Below are 21,602 nucleotides of genomic sequence, written 5' to 3'. Positions count from 1 at the left end.
CGTTGCCCTGGGTACCGTCGGCCTGCTCGCAGCCTGCGGCGGCAACTCCTCCAAGAACGAAACCAGCGCTCTCTCCGCCGGCGACGACCTCTCCAAGGCAGTCTCCTACAACGAGAAGGACCGCTCCGCCCTCAAGGACGGCGGCGAGCTGCGACTGAGCGCTGACGGCATCGGCCCGAACTTCAACATCCTCAACACCAACGGCTACACCGCCGGTAACCTGAATATTCAGGCGGCTATCAACTCTGCCTTCACCGGCGGCTTCTACGCTGACTTCCGCGGCGAGTCGCACATGAACAAGGACTACGTCACCGAATACAAGGCGCAGACCGTTGACGGCGTGCAGACCGTGACCTTCAAGATCAACCCCAAGGCAGCCTTCAACGACGGTACCCCCATCGACGTGAACGCCGTCAAGAGCTACCAGACCATCTACACCGCCGCGGCATCCGGTTCGGACTACCAGATCACCCCCTCGCCCATCTGGGAGCAGGTCGCAAGCGTCGAGGCTGTGGACGGCGATACCCGCCACGTGAAGGTCACCATGTCCAAGCCCTGGTACCCCATCGAAGGCAGCTTCACCTCGTTCCTGCACCCGGTATTCGTCGAGCCCAAGTTCTTCAACGACGGCCTGAACGACAAGCCCCTCGACCAGTACTGGGCAGGCCCCTTCAAGGTCGGCGAGTGGAACTCCTCCTCCAAGGTGCTCACCGTCGTCCGCAACGAGAAGTGGTGGGGCACCAAGCCCGCTCTTGAGCGCATCACCTGGCGTGAAATGAGCTCCCAGGCAGAGCAGGCAGCTTACAAGAACGGCGAAATCGACTATGTGGACGCCAGCACCCTCAGCTCCTACAACGAGCTCTCCGGCGTGGCAAACACCGACATTCGCAAGGGTAGCGCTCTCAGCGTGGGCAACTACGAAATCAACCCCGAAAAGGTGCCCCTGCCCGTCCGCCGCGCATTCGTTGCAGCCCTGAACCGTGAGCAGCTGCAGAAGCTGCGCTACGAGAAGCTCGGCTGGAAGGAAACCCTGCCCGGCTCCATGTGCATGCTGCCCATGCAGGAAGGCTACCAGGACAACTACCCGACCAAGCTCGGCAAGGACGTCGCTACCAAGATCCTTGAGGACGCAGGCTACACCAAGAACGGCGACTACTACGCCAAGGACGGCGCTAAGGTCTCCTACCCGGTCATCACCTTCGGTAGCGACCCGGTTGTCAGCTCCACCGCACAGTTCCTCGTCCAGCAGATGAAGGAAATCGGCGTTGAACTGACCATCGAGAACCACGGTGCCTCCGAAATGTCGAGCATCATCTCCTCGAAGAACTTCGCGATTAAGACTGGCGGTTACGGCATCACCACCTCCCCGGTGGATGCAGCGAACTACTTCTACATCTCCGAGACCAACAACGGTCACGGTAAGGATCTGGACTCGCTGGCAGCAACCATGATGTCCACCGAGGACCCGAAGGAACAGCTCAAGATCATGAACGAGCTGGAGAAGCGCCACCTGGACGAGGTCGCCATCTACGTGCCCACCCACAACGGCCCGAACTTCAAGGCGTGCCGTAAGGGCCTGGCAAACTACGGCCCCATGCTCTTCGGTCTGCCCTACTACAACCCGAACGTATGGATCAACGTCGGTTGGGAGAAGTAAAAATCTAAGCGTTGAGCACCGCTCACACACTCCATAAGGGGTAAAAGCGCTACAGCGGCGTGTTACAGAAGGATTAAAACCTTCTGGAGCACGCCGCTTTCCCGTTCCTCAGAGATTTGCACGGATATACTTAAAACAAATGCGGGCATTCTGCCCGCGACCCCGGCAGAGACTGTCCTCCCGCCGGGTTGGAGTGTTAGTTGCGCACCGTTCGCGCGCCGCCTCCACAACACTGCGAATACTCTAGGAGAAATTCCATGAAGAGCATGTCTGTCTCTCGCCGTACCCTCCTGACCGGCACCGTTGCCCTCGGCACCGTTGGTCTACTGGCTGCCTGCGGCAGCTCGAAGGAAAAGGTTGGCGGTAGCGCCGCTAACAACGCTGAAGATATTCTGAAGAACCTTCAGGTCAACAAGCAGGACCGTTCCTCCCTCAAGCAGGGCGGTACCCTGACTCTCGCGGCTACCGCCCTGGGCCCGAACTTCAACCTGCAGACCCAGAGCGGCTACACCTCCAGCAACCTGGACGCACTGGCACCCTGCAACATTCCCGCCGTGATGGGCTTCTACACCATGAGCCCCGAAGGCGAAGGCACCCTCAACCCCGAGTTCTGCACCGAGCACAAGACCGAGACCGTCAATGGCGTGCAGACCGCGACCTTCAAGATCAACCCCAAGGCTGCTTTCAACGACGGCACCCCCATGGACGTGAACGCTGTTCGCGCCATGTGGAAGGTCTACCGCGCAACCACCGACAACCCCTACCACATCACCGACAACACCATGTGGCAGCAGGTTGAGAGCATCGAGGCTGTGGACGGTGATAACTTCCACGTCAAGGTCACCATGAAGGCTCCGTACTACCCCTCCGAGGGTCTGTGTGCCTTCGCAATCCACCCCGCACTGGAAGACGTCAACCTCTTCAACGAAGGCTTCGTTGACAAGCCCCTCGACCAGTACTGGGCTGGCCCCTTCAAGGTTGGCGAGTGGAACTCCTCCCAGAAGGTGCTCACCCTGGTCAAGAACGACAAGTGGTGGGGCGAGAAGCCGATCCTGGACCGCATCATCTGGCGTCAGATGGACTCCGAAGCAATCCGTGCAAGCTTCAAGAACGGCGAACTGGACGCCTTTACCTTCGTGGGCGCAACCAGCTACAACGCTGTGAAGGGCCAGGCAGGCACCGAGATTCGCCAGAGCCAGAACACCAACGTCAACATCATTCAGCTGAACCCCAAGCGCATCGAGGACCTGGCACTGCGCCGCGCAATCCTCGCTTCTGTGGACCGCGAGCAGATTGCTAAGGCATACTTCTCGCAGCTCGGCTGGACCGAGCCGCTGCCCGGCTCCATCATCGCAATGCCGTTCCAGAAGGGCTACCAGAACAACTACGCTGGTGACACCGGTGCACAGGCTGCAGGCAAGATTCTGGAGGCCGCAGGCTACTCCAAGTCCGGCGACTACTACGCTAAGAACGGCAAGGTTGCTGGCTTCGCTCTGACCTCTTTCGGTTCCGAGGCGGTCTACCAGGCGGTCTACCAGATTCTGGAGCAGCAGCTGAAGTCCGCAGGTATCCGCCTGAGCGCTGACAACCAGCCGCAGTCGAACTCCAACTCCGTGCTCGGCCAGAAGAGCTACGAAGCAATCTTCACCGGTTGGGGCGTTCTGCCCGACCTGGCTTCCTCGGCACCCTACTTCTTCACCACCGAGGTGTTCGGAGTCGGTGACCCCGAAGTTGATAAGCTCATCGAGAAGCTGCAGAACACCGAGAAGGAAGACGAGCGCATCAAGATCGCTAACGAGGCGGAGAAGCTCTACTACGAGAAGGTCGCAGTGTACCTGCCCTACGCAAACGGCCCGATGTACGCCGCTGTCAAGGCTAAGGTCGCGAACTACGGTCCGTCCCTGTTCAAGCAGAGCTACACCAGCGCTGACTACTGGGTCAACGTTGGCTGGCAGGAGTAGTACCGCTTGCGGTAACGCTCTAGCCGTCCTGTAGGACTCGAAATCCCGGGTACTCTCACGAGAGAGTGCCCGGGATTTTTCTGTCCCGCTTGTTCTGCGTCCTTTAGCTGGATACATTAGCGGGATATGTAATTACAAAAACTAGGGGAGCGCCACTCTAACTGGCTGCTACCACTCGCCCAGGTACAGGGCACGCTCCTGCAGGTACCTCAACATCTTCGGGTTCTGCCGCAGATAGAAGATACGGTAAATGCCGCCTCCAGCAACGATGAAAGCCAGCGGGAAACCCAAAATCACGAGCACACGGCTCATATTAGCGGACAGATCAAACGGATCACCGCTGGTTGCCACCAGCACAATCCAGAGAGAATAGCCCACGCAGGCGAGCAGAGTGCCCCACATGCCGCGCACGAGCCAACTCACCAGCGTCACCGCAATGACCCACGCCAGCGCCAACGTGAACTGGTGCCGCTCCGCCTGAGCCCAAGGGAGCGCCCCCACGTAAATAATTGCGGGGATGCCCAGGTACCCGGGGATATTCAGCGAGGCAAGAATATTCACGCAGAAATATCCCAAGAAAATAGCGCTCAACGACGAGGACAGGAACAGGTGCAGGGGAATCATGCCGTCGCCGCTATAGACGGCGGTCGGGCCAGCGTACACGGTTTCAAACATGAGGGTCAGCGGAGTCATCATGTACTCAATCCAGACGACCAGTGCAAAAGCACCGAAAATGCCCAGAGCCTGCATCAGCGCAATCAACCGTGAACGGGCATCCCGAGGAATCGTGAAGCTCTGACCCTTAGCCTTGACCCCGCAGAGATGAACAACGGCCACCATTGCCGCGATGCACAGCACCCAGCGCACGAGGGCCCCCGGCAGCTCAGGAAGGCCGCCGTAAGCCCCCGTAGCGGGGTTACCCCAGGCTCCGGGGAGCAGCGTAATAGCGTGAGTACCCTCGGGGAGGCTGGTGGAGGAAGCAAGCCGGTGCGGTTCGTAGATAACCCACCACAGAAGGCAGGCTGGAATCAGCGCGGAGAGCTTACGCAGCAGAACCGGGAACGGCGCAGACTCATAGACGAGCGCCTCAAGATTGAGCCGGCGCATCAGCCGCCGAACAGGAGAAAGAGCGCGTAGCTCTTTTTGCTGCTCTTCCCACACTCCGGTATCCCATGTCCTAGTATCAGAAGACATCATCGTACTCCCTATCACGTGAGAACTTCCTTGTTGAGCTTATTATCACACTAGCAGAAATACCCCCGGCTAGTGGGTAACCCCAGGCTAAGCCCTACCCGAATATCAGGGCATAAGGAAAGGGGGCCCCACCACAACGGTGGGGCCCCTTAGAGCCTATAAAGGGAACTACTTAGTGGTCACCTTCAGGACAGTGCTCAGGTTCTGGTGAGCAACGCCCGGCAGACCCTTAACCTCAGCGAACTTGCGGGTGTTGGTCACGATAACCGGGGTAATCAGCGGGTAACCCGCCTCCTTGATAACCTCAGGATCGAACTCAATCAGAGCGTCGCCAGCAGCAACAACATCGCCCTTAGCAACCTTCACGCTGAAGCCCTTACCGTCCAGGTTCACGGTATCCAGACCAACGTGAATCAGCAGCTCAACGCCGTTCTCCAGCTTCAGACCCACAGCGTGGCCCGAGGGGTAGGTTGCAGCAACCTTACCGGCTGCGGGAGCAACAACAGTGGTACCGGTCGGCTCAATCGCCACACCCTCGCCCAGCTTGCCTGCAGCGAAGATCGGGTCGGGAACATCAGACAGAGCAACAGCAGTACCCTCAATCGGAGCGTGCAGCTCAATCACAGAGCCAGCCTCAGCGGACTCAGCAGCAACAGCGGTGGTCGCAGCAGCGGCAGCAGCCGGAGCCGCCTTAGCAGCAACGGCCTCAGCCTTAGCCTTGGGGGCAGCCTCAGCTTCCTCAGCCTTACGCTCAGCAGCGTGCCTTACAGCGTCAGCCTTCGACTCGTAACCGAAAATCAGAACACCGGTCATAGCGCCGAAGAACGCAATAGCCAGACCAATCACGTACAGGTGGGAGGGCTGCATAGCCGGAATCGACAGCAGCGAAGTGAACGCGAACGCGTAGGACTTAACACCCAGGAAGGAAATGGTAGCGCCACCAATAACAGCGGGAACCAAAATAATCGGAATCACGCGCTTGTAACGGAGCACAACACCGTACAGGGACGGCTCAGAAATACCACCGAGCAGACCGGACATCGACGCACCAACAGCAGTCTGACGCAGCTCACGGTCGTGCTTAGCCTTGATAGCCACACCGGTCACCAGACCGAACACAGCGAAGTTGTACGCACCCATCGGGGACTGAATGAAGTCAGTACCCATGGTCTGCAGGTTGTTAATCATGACAGCATTCAGCGGCCAGTGCAGACCCAGCGGAACCATGAACAGGTACAGGCCAGCAATCAGAGCACCAACCAGAGCCGGAGCCTGGTCGTTAACCATCTTCAGGAAGTCAGAGATACCCATAGCCACACCGATACCGATGGGGCCAACCAGGAACGCAGTCACCGGAACCAGAATGATGACCGAAATCATCGGCACGAACACCATCTGCAGCATCGAAGGAATAACCTTCTTCAGGAAGCGCTCAAGCGGAGCCAGCAGAGCAACAGCCAGCAGCGGGGGGAAGACCTGACCGGTGTAGCTGAACGCGTACAGCGGCAGATCCAGACCGAAGAACGGAACGTTCAGAATCTTGGTCGCGGGGTCAGCCAGAGCAGTCAGATCGGTGAAGGTACCGGTCATCAGCGCAGCGGGGATAGCCGCACCAACCCACATGTTCGCGCCCAGACGCTTAGCAGCGGTAGCGCCCAGCATGATGGGCATGAAGTTCAGAACAGACAGCGAAGCAGCCTTCAGGATGTACCAGAAAGCAAACTGCTGCATCCACTGGTTGTTCAGAGCCTTAGCAGCCTCAGGGTCAGCCACGCGAGCACCGTTAATGATGTCGATGTTCACGCTCTGACCGGTCAAGTCAGTGTACTGGCCGAAGAAGCCCAGCTGCTGCATGAACACAATCAGGGTCAGAATCATCGAGGTACCCAGAAGTGCCCACAGCAGCGGACGGAAAGAGTCTGACAGAACGTCGAAGACGTTGGTAAGCCAGCCGGACTTCTTGCCCTCAGCCTCAACCTTGGTGTCACCCTCAGCGTGGCCGGACATAGAAGGCAGAGCGTTGATCTCGTTGTACACAGCCTCAACGCGGTCACCCAGCACCACCTGAGTCTGGCCGGACTGCTCAATCACAGAGAGAACACCGGGCAGGCCCTCAATCTTCTTGTTCTGCACTGCATCGTTGGACACAGGAGTGACACGAAGGCGGGTTGCACAGTGAGTAATGTGCGCGATGTTCTCGGGGCCACCCAGGCCGTCAAGAATCTTCTCGCCAAGTTCGCGGTTATTCACGATACTTCCTTAGATATGCGGTCAATGTCTACTACGTGTTGCTACAGGAGGCTGCGCTCGCCGGGGACCCCAGAAAGGGGAAACCCAGAAGCGGGTAACACCCCAGAAAACACAAAAGACCCGAGTCTCTCGACCACCGGAAGCACTACACTCGTGCCCACTATGGAGCTTCGGTACAGCAAATAGAGGGGATTCTCGGCAGATATATGCTGCCGTCCCATACGGTGTTGAGTAACTCAGGTCTTGCCTGCCAAACCAGTAACAACCCTGAAGAAGGTTTCCCTTCTCAAATAGTTCCCTGTAACTCTAAGGGTTTTCCCAGGTTAAGAGCAAGGTGAGAGGCAAAAGCTATCAGAAGCTGTTAAATGTTTCACCCAAGTGATAGCTGAGAATAGCTGAGACACGCTCTCGACACTGATTGCGGGGCGCCTCCCGGCTGGACTCCAGCAGAGTTCGGGTAGGGCTCGGGCAGGGTTCCAGAGCCCTCCGGTACGCCCAGATACGCCCCGGACCGGGTGCTTTCGAAGACGGCGCTCATGAAGACGTGGAAGGGCCCCGCATCCACAGGATACGGGGCCCACACGCTACCGAAGCAGCTACCTTACGACTAACTACTTAGCCGGGAAGAAATTCAGCGGAGCAACCTCCAGCTCAGGGTAATTACGCTTCTGCCAACGGCGGTTACGATGCGCATTCACCTCAATCAGAGCCGCACCCAGGGCACCGGCACCGATTGCGGTCCACAGCAGGTGCGGAAGCACCGTAACGAACTGGTGGTACTCAACCAGAATCGGCACGAACAGCGCCGCGAAGAACACCGCAAGCAACGCGCCAAACAGCAGAACACGAGCACGGTTGAACGGACGAGCCACCGCAGCCAGGTTCCACAGGCCCATCATCACCAGAGTGATGAACGAAGCCGTCTGAATCTGGCGGATATCCTCAACACCCATGCCGCGAGCCGTGAACGTCACCGCCAACAGCATCGCAACCACAATAATCGAGTTCGGAACCGTGTAATTCAGCACGCGACGCAAGAAGCCCGGCACGTAACGGCGCGAATTCGGTAGCAGAGTCAACGCGAAGGACGACGCACCCACAATCAAGAAGTCAGCGGTCGAGTACTGACGCGGCAAGAACGGGAAGGTCAAACCAAAGAGGCTGAACAGAACACCCAGCAGAATCGCGAAACCGGTCTTCGTCAAGAACAGGTTCGCCACCATCTCAATGTTCGTAATGACCTGACGGCCCTGCTCCAGCGCAGCCGGCAGAGACGAGAACTTACCGTCCAGCAGAACCAGACGAGAAACAGCCTTCGTCGCGGGAGCAGCGTTACCCATCGCGATACCCAAGCTTGCATGCTTAAGCGCCAGAGCATCGTTAATGCCGTCACCGGTCATCGCAACCACATGGCCGCGCTCCTTCAGAGCAATCACCATGTTCTTCTTCTGCTCGGGTGACACACGACCGAAAATATTGTGAGTAGCCGCAGCCTCAGCAAGCTCCGGACCATCCTCGGGCAGAGTCGACGCATCAACCGCACCCGCGGAAGTATCCATGCCCGCAGTCTTCGCGGCCGCTGCCACAGTGAACGGGTTATCACCCGAGAAGACCTTCAGCGTCACGCCCTGACGGTGGAAATACTCCACAATCTCAGGCGCATCCGCACGCACATTCTCACGGAAAATCACGAACAGAACCGGGGCAGCATCCGACGGAATCTTCTGGATCGGCTCATCCTTCTCATTGCGGACCACCGCAGAAGCATGCGCCAAAACCATCGTGCGCAGGCCCAGCGCCGCCAACTCAGCTGCGCGCTCACGCTCAGCGGTACCCTTGGCGAGAAGCGCCTCCGGAGCACCCAGAAGCCACGCACCCGAATCCTTAAACTCAATCGCGCTAAAACGCAGAGCCGACGAGAACGGCACAATACCGCTCACCGACGCCGAGGAAGCATCCGGGAAACCGCCGGTCAGAGCCGCAGCGGTCGGGTTCGCGTTCTCATCGTGACCGAACCACGCCAGCGCCTCATTCCAGCCGGCAGGCAGAGAAGCACGCCAAGAAGTGTGCTCCGCCGAGTCAGCATCCGGGCCCTCAGCCTCAGCAACGGTGTCCAGCGGGCGCACCGAATCAAAAATCACGCCACCCTCAGTCAGGGTGCCGGTCTTATCGAAGCAGACCACATCCACACGAGCCAGAACCTCAACCGCAGGCTGCTCCTGCACCAGGATGTTGTGCTTACGACCCAGCGCCACAGCCGCCGCCGCAAACGCCAGAGTAGTCATCAGCGCCAGACCCTGCGGAATCATCGACGCAACCGAAGACACCACAGCAATAGAAACCTGCTCCCACAGGTGGTTCTGCTGCACGGTCTCCAGGCCACCAGCCGCCTGAATCTGGCCCCACGACACCACAGGAATAATGACCGCAAGGCCCACCGTAATCCAGCGGACCACACGGTTCAGCGCATCACGCAGCTCAGACTGAATACGCGAGAACTGACGCGCCTCATCAGAAATCTTGCTTGCACGAGAATTCGCACCCACATGCGACAGCAGGACGCGACCGGTACCACCCAGCACACTCGACGCCGACAGCACCATATCGCCGGGGCGCTTAGCAATCGGGTCGTTCTCACCGGTCAGCAGGGACTCGTCCAGCTCCAAAGAATCGGAGGTGAGCACAACAGCATCCGCCGGAACCTGATCGCCGCGCTTGAGGATGACAACGTCACCCTCAACCAGCTGCTCCATCGGAACCTCAACGCTCTTACCGTCACGCACGGCAGTAGCGGGGGAGCGGTCCAGCAGGGAGATGCGGTCCAGCTCAAGCTTCGCCTTGTACTCCTGCACAAAACCAATCACCACGTTAGCGATAACAGCCCCCAGGAAGAGCAGATCAGCCCAACGCTGGTACATGATCACTACGGCACCACAGGCACCCAACACAAAGTTGAAGACCGTGAACAGGTGCGCACGCATAATGCTCCACAGCGTGCGAGAAGACTTATTGTTCTGGGTATTGACCCTACCTTCAGCAGTCAGGCGGGCAACATCATCGCTGCTCAAACCGTGCTGGGCAATATCGAAAGATCCGCTATGCGGTGTTTCAGAATATTCGGGAATGTAGCCGGCAACGGCAGGTGCTGCCGTTTTCTGCTGAGGATCCATGCGGGGGTCTCTTTCTCGAATGGATGGAATGCTGAACTGAATAGAGTTCAGTATTGCGGACACTACCTTTCAGTGTATCCGTGCAGGAGGGGATAAAGATAATCTCCGCCCTGTAATGAACTGATATTTACAGCCATTCCAGAACGGAGATTTAATATATGCGAATACTGGCATATTTTGAGATGGAAAGTGTTTGCGGGATGCTTCGCTAACGCCCCGTAAAATCAGCGCGCTAGCAGACTCAGCGTTCTGGCAGAATCAACAAACGATTCGTCACCGGATGCCTCAACACCTCAATCGGATGCTGATACACCTCAGACAATAACTCCGCCGAACACACCTGCTCAGGGGCGCCCGAAGCAACCACCTCACCACCACGCAACAACACCATACGGTCAGAATACGCAGCCGCCACATCCAAGTCATGAAGCACCGTCAACACTGCAGCACCCTCAGCAGCCAACTCGCGGCTCACCCGCAACGTCTGCTCCTGATGCGTAATGTCCAGCGCCGCAGTCGGCTCATCCAAAAGAATCAGCGGAGTCTGCTGAGCAAACACACGCGCCAAATGTGCGCGACCACTCTCACCACCGGACAGAGTCGTAATATCGCGATCCGACAAATGAGTCACCGACGTACGCTCCATCATCGAAGCAACCACGGCGTCATCCTCTTCAGCGCGCTCCGTACCCTTCCACGGGGTACGGCCCATCTGAACCACCTCATGCACCGTGTACGAAAACGCCACATTCAACTTCTGCAGCAGCATCGCACGCTGACGCGCCATCTGACGGGCATGAATCGACCCCAAAGGGGTGCCATCCAACAGAATCTCACCGCCACTGGGCGCAATATCACCAGCAATCACACCCAACAGAGTCGACTTACCGGCACCATTGGGACCAATCAGCGACACAACCTCGCCCGCAGCAACAGACAGAGACACATCATTCAAAATCTGACGCCCACCAGCGTTAAAACACACACCGGACAGGCTCAACAACTCACTCACGAAGCACCTCCGCCCTGGCCCAGGGAACGACGCAATAACACGAAGAACGTCGGGCCGCCCACCAAAGCCGTAAAAATACCAATCGGCAAATCAGCAAAAGGCACCAGCGTACGCGCACCCAAATCAGACAGCGCAATCAACAGCGCGCCACCCAATGCCGAAGCCGGCAACAACACACGATTCGACGGACCCAAAATCATGCGCAACAGGTGAGGAATAATCAGACCAATAAACGCAATAATGCCCGCATACGCCACCGCAGCACCCGTCAACAAAGCCGTCGCCGCAATGGACACCGCACGCAGACGCTCCACGTTCACACCCGAATGCTGCGCCGCACGCTCACCCAACGCCAGAACATCCAGCGAAGAAGCCATCACAAAACACGCCACCAAGCCAATCAGAATAACCGGCCACACGCTCGCCACAGCCTTCCATGTGGAGCCGTTCAGCGAACCCATCTGCCAGAACACAATCTGATCGCGGCTCGTCGTATCAGCAATAAACATGAGGAACGCAATAATCGCATTCGCCACCGCGGTCACCGCAATACCCGTCAAAATCATCGACAGGACCTTCGCACGACCCGAAGAACGCGACAGGAAATACACCAGCGCAGTAGCCGCCAACGCACCCACAAACGCGAATGCAGGAGTCGTGAAAATACCGAAGAACTGCAGGTTCAACACAATCGACAAACACGCGCCAACCGCCGCACCCGAGGAAACACCAATCACGCCCGGCTCAGCCAACGGGTTACCAAACACCGACTGCATCACCGCGCCGGAAGTACCCAAAGCGGCACCCACCAGCACGCCCAACAGCACACGCGGGAAACGGATATTCCACAGAGTGCTATCCGCCAGCTGCATCGCCGGGTTCTCCGGTGCAAGACCCAGGCGGCGGCCCACAGAAGCAACCACCTGATCAGTCGGGATATTGTACTGACCCAAACCCGCAGACAGCACCATCACAACGCATAGTGCCACCGCCAAAAACGTAAACGTCAGACCGGCACGACGCCGACGCGAAGCACGATAATCCTTCGCGCCCGCCGCACTCTTTACGGCAGCCACTACTGGCCCCCCGCAGGAGTCGAGTACGCAGCCTTAGCCAGCGACAAAAGCACCGCCGGAGTATTCGGGCCATAGGACAGAATCTGGCCGTCACCCATATCGATAATGCGCTTATTCTTACCGGCAGTCGTCTCACCCACACCCGGGCGAGCCAAGAAACCATCCAAACCGCCGGTGGACTTAATGCCGCCGCTCATGGTCAGAATGACATCCGGGTTCAGCTTCACCAGCGCTTCACTGGTCGCCGGAATAATATTCGTCGCATTCTGCTCAGACGCCACATCCTTGCCGCCAATAGCCTGAATCAAATCGTCAGCGCCCGAACCCTTGCCGAGCACGAAGAACACGCCAGCAGTACCGCGCACGTACAGGAACGCGAACGACACCTGCTGTGCACCCTTCGGGGCGACGTCCTTGAGCACCTGCAGAGCGTAATCCAGGTCCTTCTGCACGCGGGCAGCAACCTGCTCGCCCGCCTCCGGAACACCAAGTGCCTGCGCAACAGCCTTGAGCTGCGGAATGATCTTATCCATACGACGCTCATGATCGAAGACCACCACGGTCACGCCCGCTGCGCGCAGCTGATCCACAATCTCAATCGGGCCGTTGCTCTTATCCCACAGCACCAGGTCCGGGGAGGTCGCCAGAATCGCCTCAGCGTTCAGGTCATGACCGTTCTGGGTCACCAGCGGCAGATGAGCCAGCGACTGCTCCGTCGAGGAGGTGACACGACCGACCAGGCGACCGCCCAGACCCAGCGCAATCATCTGCTGAGCCAGAGTGCCGTACAGGTCCAGTGCCAGCACACGGTCAGCGGACTTAACGGTCACCTCGGTGCCGTTGAAATCCTTGAAGGTCACCGGGAAAGCCGGAGTGGGGGTATCGACCATCGGCTGAATTTCGGGGGTATCCGCGGCGCTATTGGGGCCGCGCAGAGCCTTCTGATCAGGGGCAATAGAAGAACGCAACTGATCGGCAAGGTTCTCCAAAACGGTGCGGGTGCTCTGCTCATCCACCACAGCCTGCGAAGTGCTTGAAGAAGAGGCCGGGTTCTGAGTACCCACACCGCAAGAGCTCAGCAGAAACGCGGAAGTGATGGAGAACGCCGCATACTTCATTGCATCGCGGCGGTTCAGGGCAGAAGAAGGAAGGGAAGAAAACATCGTCGTCTCACAGAAAAAAGGGAGTTAGGAAAACTGGGGTAGGCGCCAGGGTAAAACCTGGCACCTGAAGCGGGGGTGCAGTGAAAATCTGCACCCCCGCACGGGCCGTGTCGGCTTACCGGTGAACCTCATGGTTGAGTTTCACGGGCGAGCCGACAGTGTGGGCATCCTCGTGAGGTGCCGTTATGCCTTCTTGCGGCGGCGAGTGTACACGACGGTACCCGCACCGGCTGCAACAGCGATGAAGCCTGCAACCAGGGTGCCCTCAACACCGGAGGCACCGGTGGAAGCCAGAGGCTTGCCGGTGACCGGGTCGCAACCCTCACCCTCGTAGACGGTCTCGGTCACGGTCTTGGTGGTGGTCTTCGCGCCGTTAATTGCCGCGGAGAAGCTCAGCGGAGCCATGTCCTTACCGGCGTCGTAGAAGCCAGCGAACGCCTTCGCGCCCTCAGCGGTCAGGGTGGTTGCCGCACCGTTGACGCTCACAGCGTCAGAGGAGCTCTGCAGACCCGAAAGATCCACCTTCAGCAGTGCCACCTCACCGTAGTTAGTTGCCTTGCCGGAGGGGTCATTGCTGTTCATGGTCGCGTAGAGAGTACCGGAATTGCCATTAATCTCAAGGCGCGGGTTCGCAATGGTAGTGTCCAGAATGCCGTGGTGACCGGTGAAACGAACCGAACCGCTGAAGGAGATAGAACCCTTACCACCCTTGAAGGTGCCGGTGCCGTTAGACCAGTTGAACGCATCCGAAGAGTAGGAGGTGCCGTTCAGCTCCCAGCTACCGTTCGCGATGCCGCCGCGCACGTAGTTGCGGAAGGAATCACGCACGCCCCAGCCAAGGTTTGCGCTCTTAATGGTGCCGTCGGATGCGCCCTGCTCCTGCACCTCGCGGGTGCGGGTGACGGGCACGCAGACAGGCTGTGCCGGGTTGTTGCTGACAGAACCGTTCGAGGAAGAACCGCCGTTAGAAACGCTGCCGGAGGTGCCTGCCGAACCATTAGAACCGGAGCCGTTAGCGCCGGAATTACCGGAGGAGTTCGAGGAGCTGTTATCGGAAGAGCCGTTCTCAGAACCCTTGTTATCGGAGGACTTGTTCTCAGAGACACGGGGAACCTCAACGGTGTTCTCCGCGGTCTGCTCGCTGAGCTTTACGGAGAAGCTCAGCGGTGCCATGGTGTTGTCGGCACCGCGGTACTGGCCCGCGAAGAGCACGTCAGAACCTTCAGCGGTGAGCGCGACTGCTGCGTTCTGTGCGGAGAAAACGCCGTCCTTCACGCTCGCGCCGGAGAGGTCCACCTCGGCGATAGCCAAGCCGGTCTTAGAAACGGACTTGCCGTCGCGGGTCAGCGCGTCAACGTCAGCGACCAGGGTGCCCTTGCCGTTGACGACGACCAGGCGCATGTTCTTGATGGTGCTCTTGAGCTGACCGTTGTGGCCGGTGAACTCTGCGGTGCCCGCGAAGTTGATCTGACCGGTCTTGGTCTCGGGGTTGTACACGCCGGATGCCTGAGTGTACTTGAAGCCGCCAGCTGCGGTCTTCTCCATGCCCTCAACGTTCACGGAGCCGTGCGCGAAGCCGGTCAGGTACTTCAGGAAGGACTCGCGGATATCCCAGCTGAGGGTGCCGGACTCGACGACGTTGCCAGTGACCTTTTCTTCACGCTTGGGCTCGGTGGTTGCAGCGGGGGAGGAAGGCGCCGCGGAGGTGGGGGCTGCGCTCGGTGCGGCAGAAGTGGGCTCGGCGGGCTTGGGTGCCTCGCTGGTCGGTGCGAAGGAGGGCTCGGCAGTCGGCGCAGCAGTCGGCTCGGCGCTGGGTTCAGCGCTGGGCTCAGGGCTCGGCGCGGGTGCTTCCTTGGTCACGATGGTTGCGGAGAAGCCGAGTGCATCCAGCTCCTGACCTGCCTTGTAGAAGCCCGCGAAGGCGCCGGTTGCCTCTTCGGAAAGCTTGACGCGGGTGCCGTTTTCCTCGTCAACGCTGGGCAGGGTGATGGTGTTACCCTCAACCTTCAGACCGGAGGCATTGAAAGTGCCGAGGGTCATGTTCTTGGTTTCGACCAGGTCGTTCGGGGTGGTGTTGCCGTTGTAGGGGCGCGACTGAACGTTGGCGCGCACGGTGCCCACGCCGTCCTTAATGGTGACGGAGAGGTCGGAGATGATGACTTCCAGCAGACCGTGGTGAGCGGTGTAGTGAATCGAGGAGCCGGTGAAGGTGACCGAGTATTCGCCGTTGGCTACGGTGCCTTTGGCGGAGGTGAAGTGGTAGGAGCCGTCTTCGTTGGTGGTGACGCCGGTCAGTTCCTGGGAGCCCTGGGAGAAGGGACCGTTGATGTAGGAACGGAAGGACTTCTTCAGGCCCCAGTTGACGGTGACGTCCTGCAGGCTCTGCTCTGAGGCTGCGGCTACCTCACCGGCGCTGACGTGGGAGTTGGTTTCAGCCGCGAAAGCCGCGGGTACGCCAGCGATGCCGCTGAGGCCGATGGTTGCCGAAGCCAAGAACGCCCAAGTGCGCTTGGTGAGAGAGGGGGTAGACATTCGGTGTCTCCTTGGATTCTGTGATTGTGGTGTTCGTATCAAGTCTAGCCCTATTAGCCTATGTTTGTGTAACTTAATGCCTAGGGTGACTTGTGTATGAGGTTTACCTTAGCAAATTTTTTGTGAGAGCTATTGCCAAAACCGGTTTTTGGTGACAATATGTCATTAACAGGTTTTGGTGACATTGTGTCACTAAAACATTTATTGTTCACCCACAAGCCACTTTAGGAACTCACCATGACTATTACTGCCCCCGAAACCACCCAGGAACGCTTCTCCGCACGCCTGAAGGAAAGCACCAAGCACGTCCACGACAACGCCGAACACTCCACCTTCATGGAAGACCTCATGGGCGGCTCCCTCAACACCGAGGCATACCTGCGCCTCATCAACCAGTACGTGCACATCTACGAAGCACTCGAAGCAGTCTCCGAACACTACCGCGCAGAACCCAGCCCCATAACCGAACCCTTCACCCACCCCGGCCTCGACCGCGCAGAATACATCCGTGCAGACATCCGCGCACTCGGCCAGGACGGCGACATCGACGCGCCCCTGCCCGCAACCGCAGAATACGTAGAGCGCATCCGCGCCACCATCAACTCCCCCGAACGCTACCTCGCACACCACTACCTGCGCTACCTCGGCGACCTCTCCGGCGGCCAGGCAGTCGCAGCGCTCGTCACCCGCCACTACGGCATCCCCGCCGAAGCGCTGAGCATGTACCGCTTCACCGAACTGCCCAAGCCCAAGGTCTTCAAGGACGGCTACCGCGAACTGCTCGACAACGCACCCCTGACCGACGAACAGCGTGAAGCCCTCATCGAAGAATGCATCGAAGGCTTCCGCATCAACGCCTCCCTGTTCGCGCAGCTGGGCCGCAAGGTCGCCGAGGCATAAACACCGAACGCCTCAACGCACAACGCCTCAACGCACAACCTCTCACCGCTCAATGCACAAGCCTGCGGGCATAACAAAAGGGGCGGATGCTTTCACAAGCATCCGCCCCTCTCAAGCGTTAACCATCTTGGGTGTTAGCCCTTGGCAACCTCACCGAAGTGGGCGGCCATGGTGCCCTCGTGAGCTGCACGCAGCTCGTCCAGGCTGATAGACACCTCATCCTGGAAGTCCAGGGCATTCGACTCAGCATCCACCACACCAATACGTGCGAAGGGGAACTGGCGAGCGGTGCACATATCCTTGAAGCGCACCTCCTCAGAACGCGGAACCGAAACCACAACGCGGCCCAGGGACTCCGAGAACAGCAGGGTGAACAGGTCCAGACCGTCACGCTCAGCAACCTCACCCAGACCAATGCGGGCACCGGTGTTGAAACGCAGGCAAGCCTCCGACAAAGCAGCAGCCAGACCACCAGCAGACACGTCGTGTGCAGCATCAATCATGCCGTCACGAGACATGTTCACCAGTATGTCACCCAGCTGACGCTCCAGAGCCAGATCAACCTTCGGCGGCTGACCGCCCAAGTGACCCTTGAAGCGAGCCCACTCGGAGCCGTCCAGCTCATCGCGAGTGGTACCCAGCAGGTAGATAGCCTGACCGTCATGCTCAGGAGCCCAACCCGACGGGGTGCGGCGGGTGACGTCATCCATAACGCCCATCATCGCCACCACGGGGGTCGGGTTAATAGCCTTGCCACCGGTCTGGTTGTACAGGGACACGTTACCGCCGGTCACCGGAACACCCAGCTCCATGCAGCCATCAGCCAGGCCGCGAACAGCCTCAGCGAACTGCCACATGACGTCCGGGTCCTCGGGAGAACCGAAGTTCAGGCAGTCAGACACAGCCACGGGGCGTGCACCAACGGTCGCAACGTTACGGTACGCCTCAGCCAAGGACGCGCGAGCACCCTCGTACGGATCCAGGTAGGTGAAGCGCGGGGAGGCGTCGGTCGCCAGAGCAACACCGAGGTTGGTGTTCTCGTCCACGCGCACAACGCCGCCGTCGTCCGGCATGGACAGGGCGGTGTTGCCCTGAACGTAGCGGTCGTACTGGTTGGTGATCCAGGACTTGGAGCACATGTTCGGGGACGCCATGAACGCCTTGATTGCCTCGCCCAGCTCCTTACCGCGCGGGCGGGAATTGTCGGCAGCCGAACCGGTGAAGTGGTTAGCCTGGACGTCATCCTGCCACTCGGGGCGTGCGTAAGGACGCTCGTAGGTCGGGCCGTCGTGCGCAACGGTGCGGGGGTCAACATCCACGATGACCTCGCCATCCCACTCGATGACCAGGCGGCCAGAGTTGGTGACCTCACCGAGGAAGGAGTACTCCACGCCCCACTTGTTCATGATCGCTTCGAAGCGCTCCACGTTCTCGGGGGAGACAACAGCCATCATGCGTTCCTGAGACTCAGACATCAGGATTTCGCCCGGGGTCAGGGTGGGGTCACGTAGCAGAACCTTGGTCAGGTCGACGTGCATGCCGCCCTCACCGTTAGAAGCCAGCTCGCTGGTTGCGCAGGAAATACCCGCAGCACCCAGGTCCTGAATACCCTCAACCACGGAGCCCTTGAACAGCTCCAGGCAGCACTCAATCAGAACCTTCTCAGCGAAGGGGTCGCCCACCTGAACGGCAGGACGCTTCGAAGGCTTGGTGTCATCGAAAGACTCGGACGCCAGCACCGACGCACCGCCGATACCGTCGCCACCGGTGCGTGCACCGAACAGAACAACCTTGTTGCCCACGCCCGATGCGTTCGCCAGGCGGATGTCCTCGTGACGCATAATACCCACAGCCAGTGCGTTGACCAGCGGGTTTGCCTGGTAGCAGGAATCGAACTCAACCTCGCCGCCGATGTTCGGCAGGCCCAGGGAGTTACCGTAACCACCAATACCGGCAACCACGCCGCCAATAACGCGGGCGGTGTCCGGGTGATCAATCGCGCCGAAACGCAGCGGATCCATCACAGCAATCGGGCGTGCACCCATGGAAATAATGTCACGCACAATACCGCCCACACCGGTCGCAGCACCCTGGTAGGGCTCCACGTACGAGGGGTGGTTGTGGGACTCAATCTTGAAGGTAACAGCCCAGCCGTCACCAATATCGGTCACACCGGCGTTCTCACCGATACCGACCATCAGGTCCTTCTTCATCTCATCGGTGACCTTTGCACCGAACTGCTTCAGATGAACCTTAGAAGACTTGTAGGAGCAGTGCTCGGACCACATGACCGAGTACATTGCCAGCTCAGCCGCGGTAGGACGGCGACCAAGAATCTCCTTAATGTCCTCGAACTCGTTCTCCTTCAGGCCCAGCTCAGCCCAGGGGAGTTCGGTGTCCGGGGTTGCCGCCGCGTGCTCGACGGTGTCGAGGTTAAACTGCTTTTCGCTCATAACTTCTTAGAATCCTTGTCGTGCGTTAGCGGGCGTTAATCAGGTTGGCAAGAACGGAGGTGAACACGCCGAGACCATCGGCGCCACCGCGCAGAGAAACCTCACCAAAACCAGAAGAGGAAGGACCGAAGCCAGGCTCCACAGCGTGCTCCGGGTGCGGCATCAGACCGACCACGTTACCGCGCTCATTGCTGATACCAGCAATGTCGTTACGGGAACCGTTCGGGTTGAAACCAACGTAGCGGAACACCACGCGACCCTCAGCCTCCAGCGCCTCCAGAGTCTTCTGGTCAGCAACATACTGACCGTCCTGGTTCTTCAGAGGGACAACAATCTCCTGGCCAGCAGCATAGTTGCTCGTCCAGGAGGTGGAGTTATTCTCAATGCGCAGAATCTGGTCACGGCAAATGAACTTGCGGTGATCGTTCTTAATCATCGAACCGGGCAGCAGGTGAGACTCAGTCAGAATCTGGAAACCATTGCAAATACCCAGAACAGGCAGGGGAGCGGAACCGGAGGTACCAGCAGCGTTAGCGGCATCAATCACCGAACGCATCACGGGAGCCTTCGCAGCAATAGCGCCAGCACGCAGGTAGTCACCGTAGGAGAAACCGCCAGGAATAATGACGGCATCAACGTTCTTCAAATCAGCGTCGTCGTGCCACAGCTCAACGACGGTACCGCCAGCCAGACGGACAGCACGCGCAGCGTCACGGTCATCCAGGGTGCCGGGGAAAGTCACCACGCCAACGCGTGCATCAGCGAAAGCGGGGTTCGGGGAGTAAGTAGAAAAGTCGCCAACCAGGGGGACTTCAGTAGGTGCGAGGGACTCTGCCATAGGTATTAGTCCTCCAGAACCGAAACGTTCACAACGTCTTCGATGACAGGGTTCGACAGCAGCTCTTCAGCAGCCTTGCGGGCAGCTGCGAGGTGCTCCTCAGTAGCCTCACCCTCGACGGTCAGCTCGAAGCGCTTACCCTGGCGAACATCCACGAAGGAATCAACGCCGATACGGGGCAGCTCGTGAGAAATAGCCTTACCCTGCGGGTCAAGAATTTCGGGCTTGAGCATAACATCAACAACAATACGGGCCATGTGTGGGCACTCCTTGGGTGCGTGGGTTCTGTATGAGCCGTATCTCATCTTACCGTACTAACGACCGTAACGGGGGTATGCGTTCGGTTGGTGGATACTCTAAGAGGCTCGAATCACGTCTTTTACGCCTCGAGGGGCGGAAGATAGCGCTCGCACACCGCAAGCAGGCGCTCACGTAGCCCAATGGAACGCTCCGACAGCTCACGCTGAATGCGTACGTATTCAGCCTTGCCCTCGGTCGTCTCCACTGGAATCGGCTCGTACCCCCAGTCGCGAATATCGTAGGGGGCGGCGCGCATGTCCAGCTCGCGCGCATCCCACGCCAGGTCGAAACAATCCATGACCAGGGTTGAATCAACCAGAGGTAACAGCTTGTACGCCCACTTGTACACGTCCATATTCGCGTGCAGGCACGCGGGCTGTTCCAGGACGCGCTGCGTCTCGCGGGTCGGTTGCAGCTCGTTCAACGGTGCCGCCTGCGGCATGAAGAAACGGAACGCATCAAAGTGCGAGCATCGGATGCGGTGCTCCTCCACCACGCGGTCCGTACCCTCCGCGCCCAGGCGCAGTTCCAGGTAGTCGTGGCGGATGTTGTTCTCCACTGACTTGTACGCCATCGCCCACTCGTGCATGCCGAAGCAACCGAACTGCCCCTTCTTCGCGGCGGTGTTGCGCAGGATCTCGTGGGTGAAGGCGAGGGCGGTAGCGCGGCGCTCCACAAAATCGGTGACGTCCACCGTGACGGCGGAGGCTGCATCCGCCTGGGCACGCGCCACCTGCGGGGTGCAGCCAGCGTCAAGGAGCTCCTGCTCGGTTGCATGCCGGTAGAAACGCCAGGAGGTGCGCTCGGGCGCATCCAGCAGAATGATGCCGGCGCCGGGGTGCCAGCGCTTGAACTGGCCGGGCTTGAGCGTGTAGTAGGTGAAGAGGAAATCTTCCACGGGGTGCACTTCGTGGCGGGCGCGACGCTGCGCAAACGGGTCGGCGTAGCGGCCGGCACGCGCCTCATGTGCTGCCTCTGCGGCACGCCATTGACGGGCATCCATCACCTGGGAAAACACAACACTACTCATGCTTCTAGAGTAGAGCACCCGCACGCCCACAAACACACAGGCAAAAGGGAGGGGCGGTACTGGAAT

Annotated in this window: 14 protein-coding genes; 3 read left to right on the top strand and 11 right to left on the bottom strand. The window is 59.1% G+C overall.

The window, feature by feature from the left end; all coding sequences use genetic code 11:
- Together HMPREF2605_RS03740 and HMPREF2605_RS03735 are read left to right on the top strand one after the other, a co-directional pair.
- A partial coding sequence (locus HMPREF2605_RS03740) for an ABC transporter family substrate-binding protein (RefSeq protein WP_070846995.1) occupies positions 1-1,657 on the top strand: 1,657 nt, incomplete at its 5' end.
- 257 nt (positions 1,658-1,914) lie between these two features.
- Positions 1,915-3,618, top strand: a complete 1,704-nt coding sequence (locus HMPREF2605_RS03735) for an ABC transporter family substrate-binding protein (RefSeq protein WP_070615568.1) — start codon at positions 1,915-1,917, stop codon at positions 3,616-3,618.
- Between the two features lie 168 nt (positions 3,619-3,786).
- Here HMPREF2605_RS03735 and HMPREF2605_RS03730 read toward each other — a convergent pair whose 3' ends face one another.
- From HMPREF2605_RS03730 to HMPREF2605_RS03700, 7 genes are all read right to left on the bottom strand, one after another.
- Positions 3,787-4,815 (bottom strand): dihydrodipicolinate synthase, encoded by a 1,029-nt coding sequence (locus HMPREF2605_RS03730; RefSeq protein ID WP_239668343.1) that lies wholly within the window; start codon positions 4,813-4,815, stop codon positions 3,787-3,789.
- A gap of 165 nt (positions 4,816-4,980) precedes the next feature.
- Positions 4,981-7,062, bottom strand: a complete 2,082-nt coding sequence (locus HMPREF2605_RS03725; RefSeq protein ID WP_070846993.1) for a glucose PTS transporter subunit IIA — start codon at positions 7,060-7,062, stop codon at positions 4,981-4,983.
- A 611-nt stretch (positions 7,063-7,673) separates the two neighbouring features.
- Positions 7,674-10,232: an HAD-IC family P-type ATPase gene (locus tag HMPREF2605_RS03720; RefSeq protein ID WP_070846991.1), complete on the bottom strand. Its 2,559-nt coding sequence runs from the start codon at positions 10,230-10,232 to the stop codon at positions 7,674-7,676.
- Positions 10,233-10,473: 241 nt separating this feature from the next.
- On the bottom strand, positions 10,474-11,244 hold the full coding sequence (locus tag HMPREF2605_RS03715) for a heme ABC transporter ATP-binding protein (RefSeq protein ID WP_005507201.1): 771 nt from the start codon (positions 11,242-11,244) through the stop codon (positions 10,474-10,476).
- Positions 11,241-12,320, bottom strand: a complete 1,080-nt coding sequence (locus HMPREF2605_RS03710) for a FecCD family ABC transporter permease (protein ID WP_070846989.1) — start codon at positions 12,318-12,320, stop codon at positions 11,241-11,243. The genes HMPREF2605_RS03715 and HMPREF2605_RS03710 overlap by 4 nt, the downstream gene beginning before the upstream one ends.
- The gene (locus HMPREF2605_RS03705; protein WP_070846987.1) at positions 12,320-13,483 is read right to left on the bottom strand and encodes a heme/hemin ABC transporter substrate-binding protein; all 1,164 of its coding nucleotides are present in this window, start codon (positions 13,481-13,483) and stop codon (positions 12,320-12,322) included. Before HMPREF2605_RS03705 ends, HMPREF2605_RS03710 begins: the two co-directional genes overlap by 1 nt.
- 183 nt (positions 13,484-13,666) lie before the next feature.
- The gene (locus HMPREF2605_RS03700) at positions 13,667-16,015 is read right to left on the bottom strand and encodes an HtaA domain-containing protein (RefSeq protein WP_070846985.1); all 2,349 of its coding nucleotides are present in this window, start codon (positions 16,013-16,015) and stop codon (positions 13,667-13,669) included.
- A gap of 237 nt (positions 16,016-16,252) precedes the next feature.
- On the opposite strand from HMPREF2605_RS03700, the gene HMPREF2605_RS03695 reads away from it, so the two are divergent.
- Positions 16,253-16,915, top strand: a complete 663-nt coding sequence (locus HMPREF2605_RS03695) for a biliverdin-producing heme oxygenase (protein WP_070846983.1) — start codon at positions 16,253-16,255, stop codon at positions 16,913-16,915.
- Between the two features lie 134 nt (positions 16,916-17,049).
- Here the strand turns inward: HMPREF2605_RS03695 and purL are convergent, their stop codons facing one another.
- The 4 genes from purL to HMPREF2605_RS03675 all read right to left on the bottom strand — a co-directional run bounded on the left by purL (position 17,050) and on the right by HMPREF2605_RS03675 (position 21,536).
- A complete protein-coding gene (gene purL, locus HMPREF2605_RS03690; RefSeq protein WP_070846981.1) occupies positions 17,050-19,368 on the bottom strand; it encodes a phosphoribosylformylglycinamidine synthase subunit PurL in 2,319 nt (772 codons plus the stop codon).
- Between the two features lie 25 nt (positions 19,369-19,393).
- Positions 19,394-20,206 (bottom strand): phosphoribosylformylglycinamidine synthase subunit PurQ, encoded by an 813-nt coding sequence (gene purQ, locus HMPREF2605_RS03685; RefSeq protein ID WP_012904196.1) that lies wholly within the window; start codon positions 20,204-20,206, stop codon positions 19,394-19,396.
- A 5-nt stretch (positions 20,207-20,211) separates the two neighbouring features.
- Positions 20,212-20,463 carry a phosphoribosylformylglycinamidine synthase subunit PurS gene (purS, locus tag HMPREF2605_RS03680; RefSeq protein WP_005507194.1) on the bottom strand — a complete coding sequence of 84 codons (252 nt, stop codon included), beginning with the start codon at positions 20,461-20,463 and terminating at the stop codon, positions 20,212-20,214.
- A 122-nt stretch (positions 20,464-20,585) separates the two neighbouring features.
- Positions 20,586-21,536: a 3-methyladenine DNA glycosylase gene (locus HMPREF2605_RS03675; protein WP_070846979.1), complete on the bottom strand. Its 951-nt coding sequence runs from the start codon at positions 21,534-21,536 to the stop codon at positions 20,586-20,588.
- Positions 21,537-21,602 lie beyond the last annotated feature (66 nt).

It is taken from the genome of Rothia sp. HMSC065C03 (assembly GCF_001837295.1).
Classification (GTDB): Bacteria; Actinomycetota; Actinomycetes; order Actinomycetales; family Micrococcaceae; genus Rothia.
The sequence above is the reverse complement of the archived record's forward strand: the minus strand, read 5'-3'. Positions and strand labels throughout refer to the sequence as shown.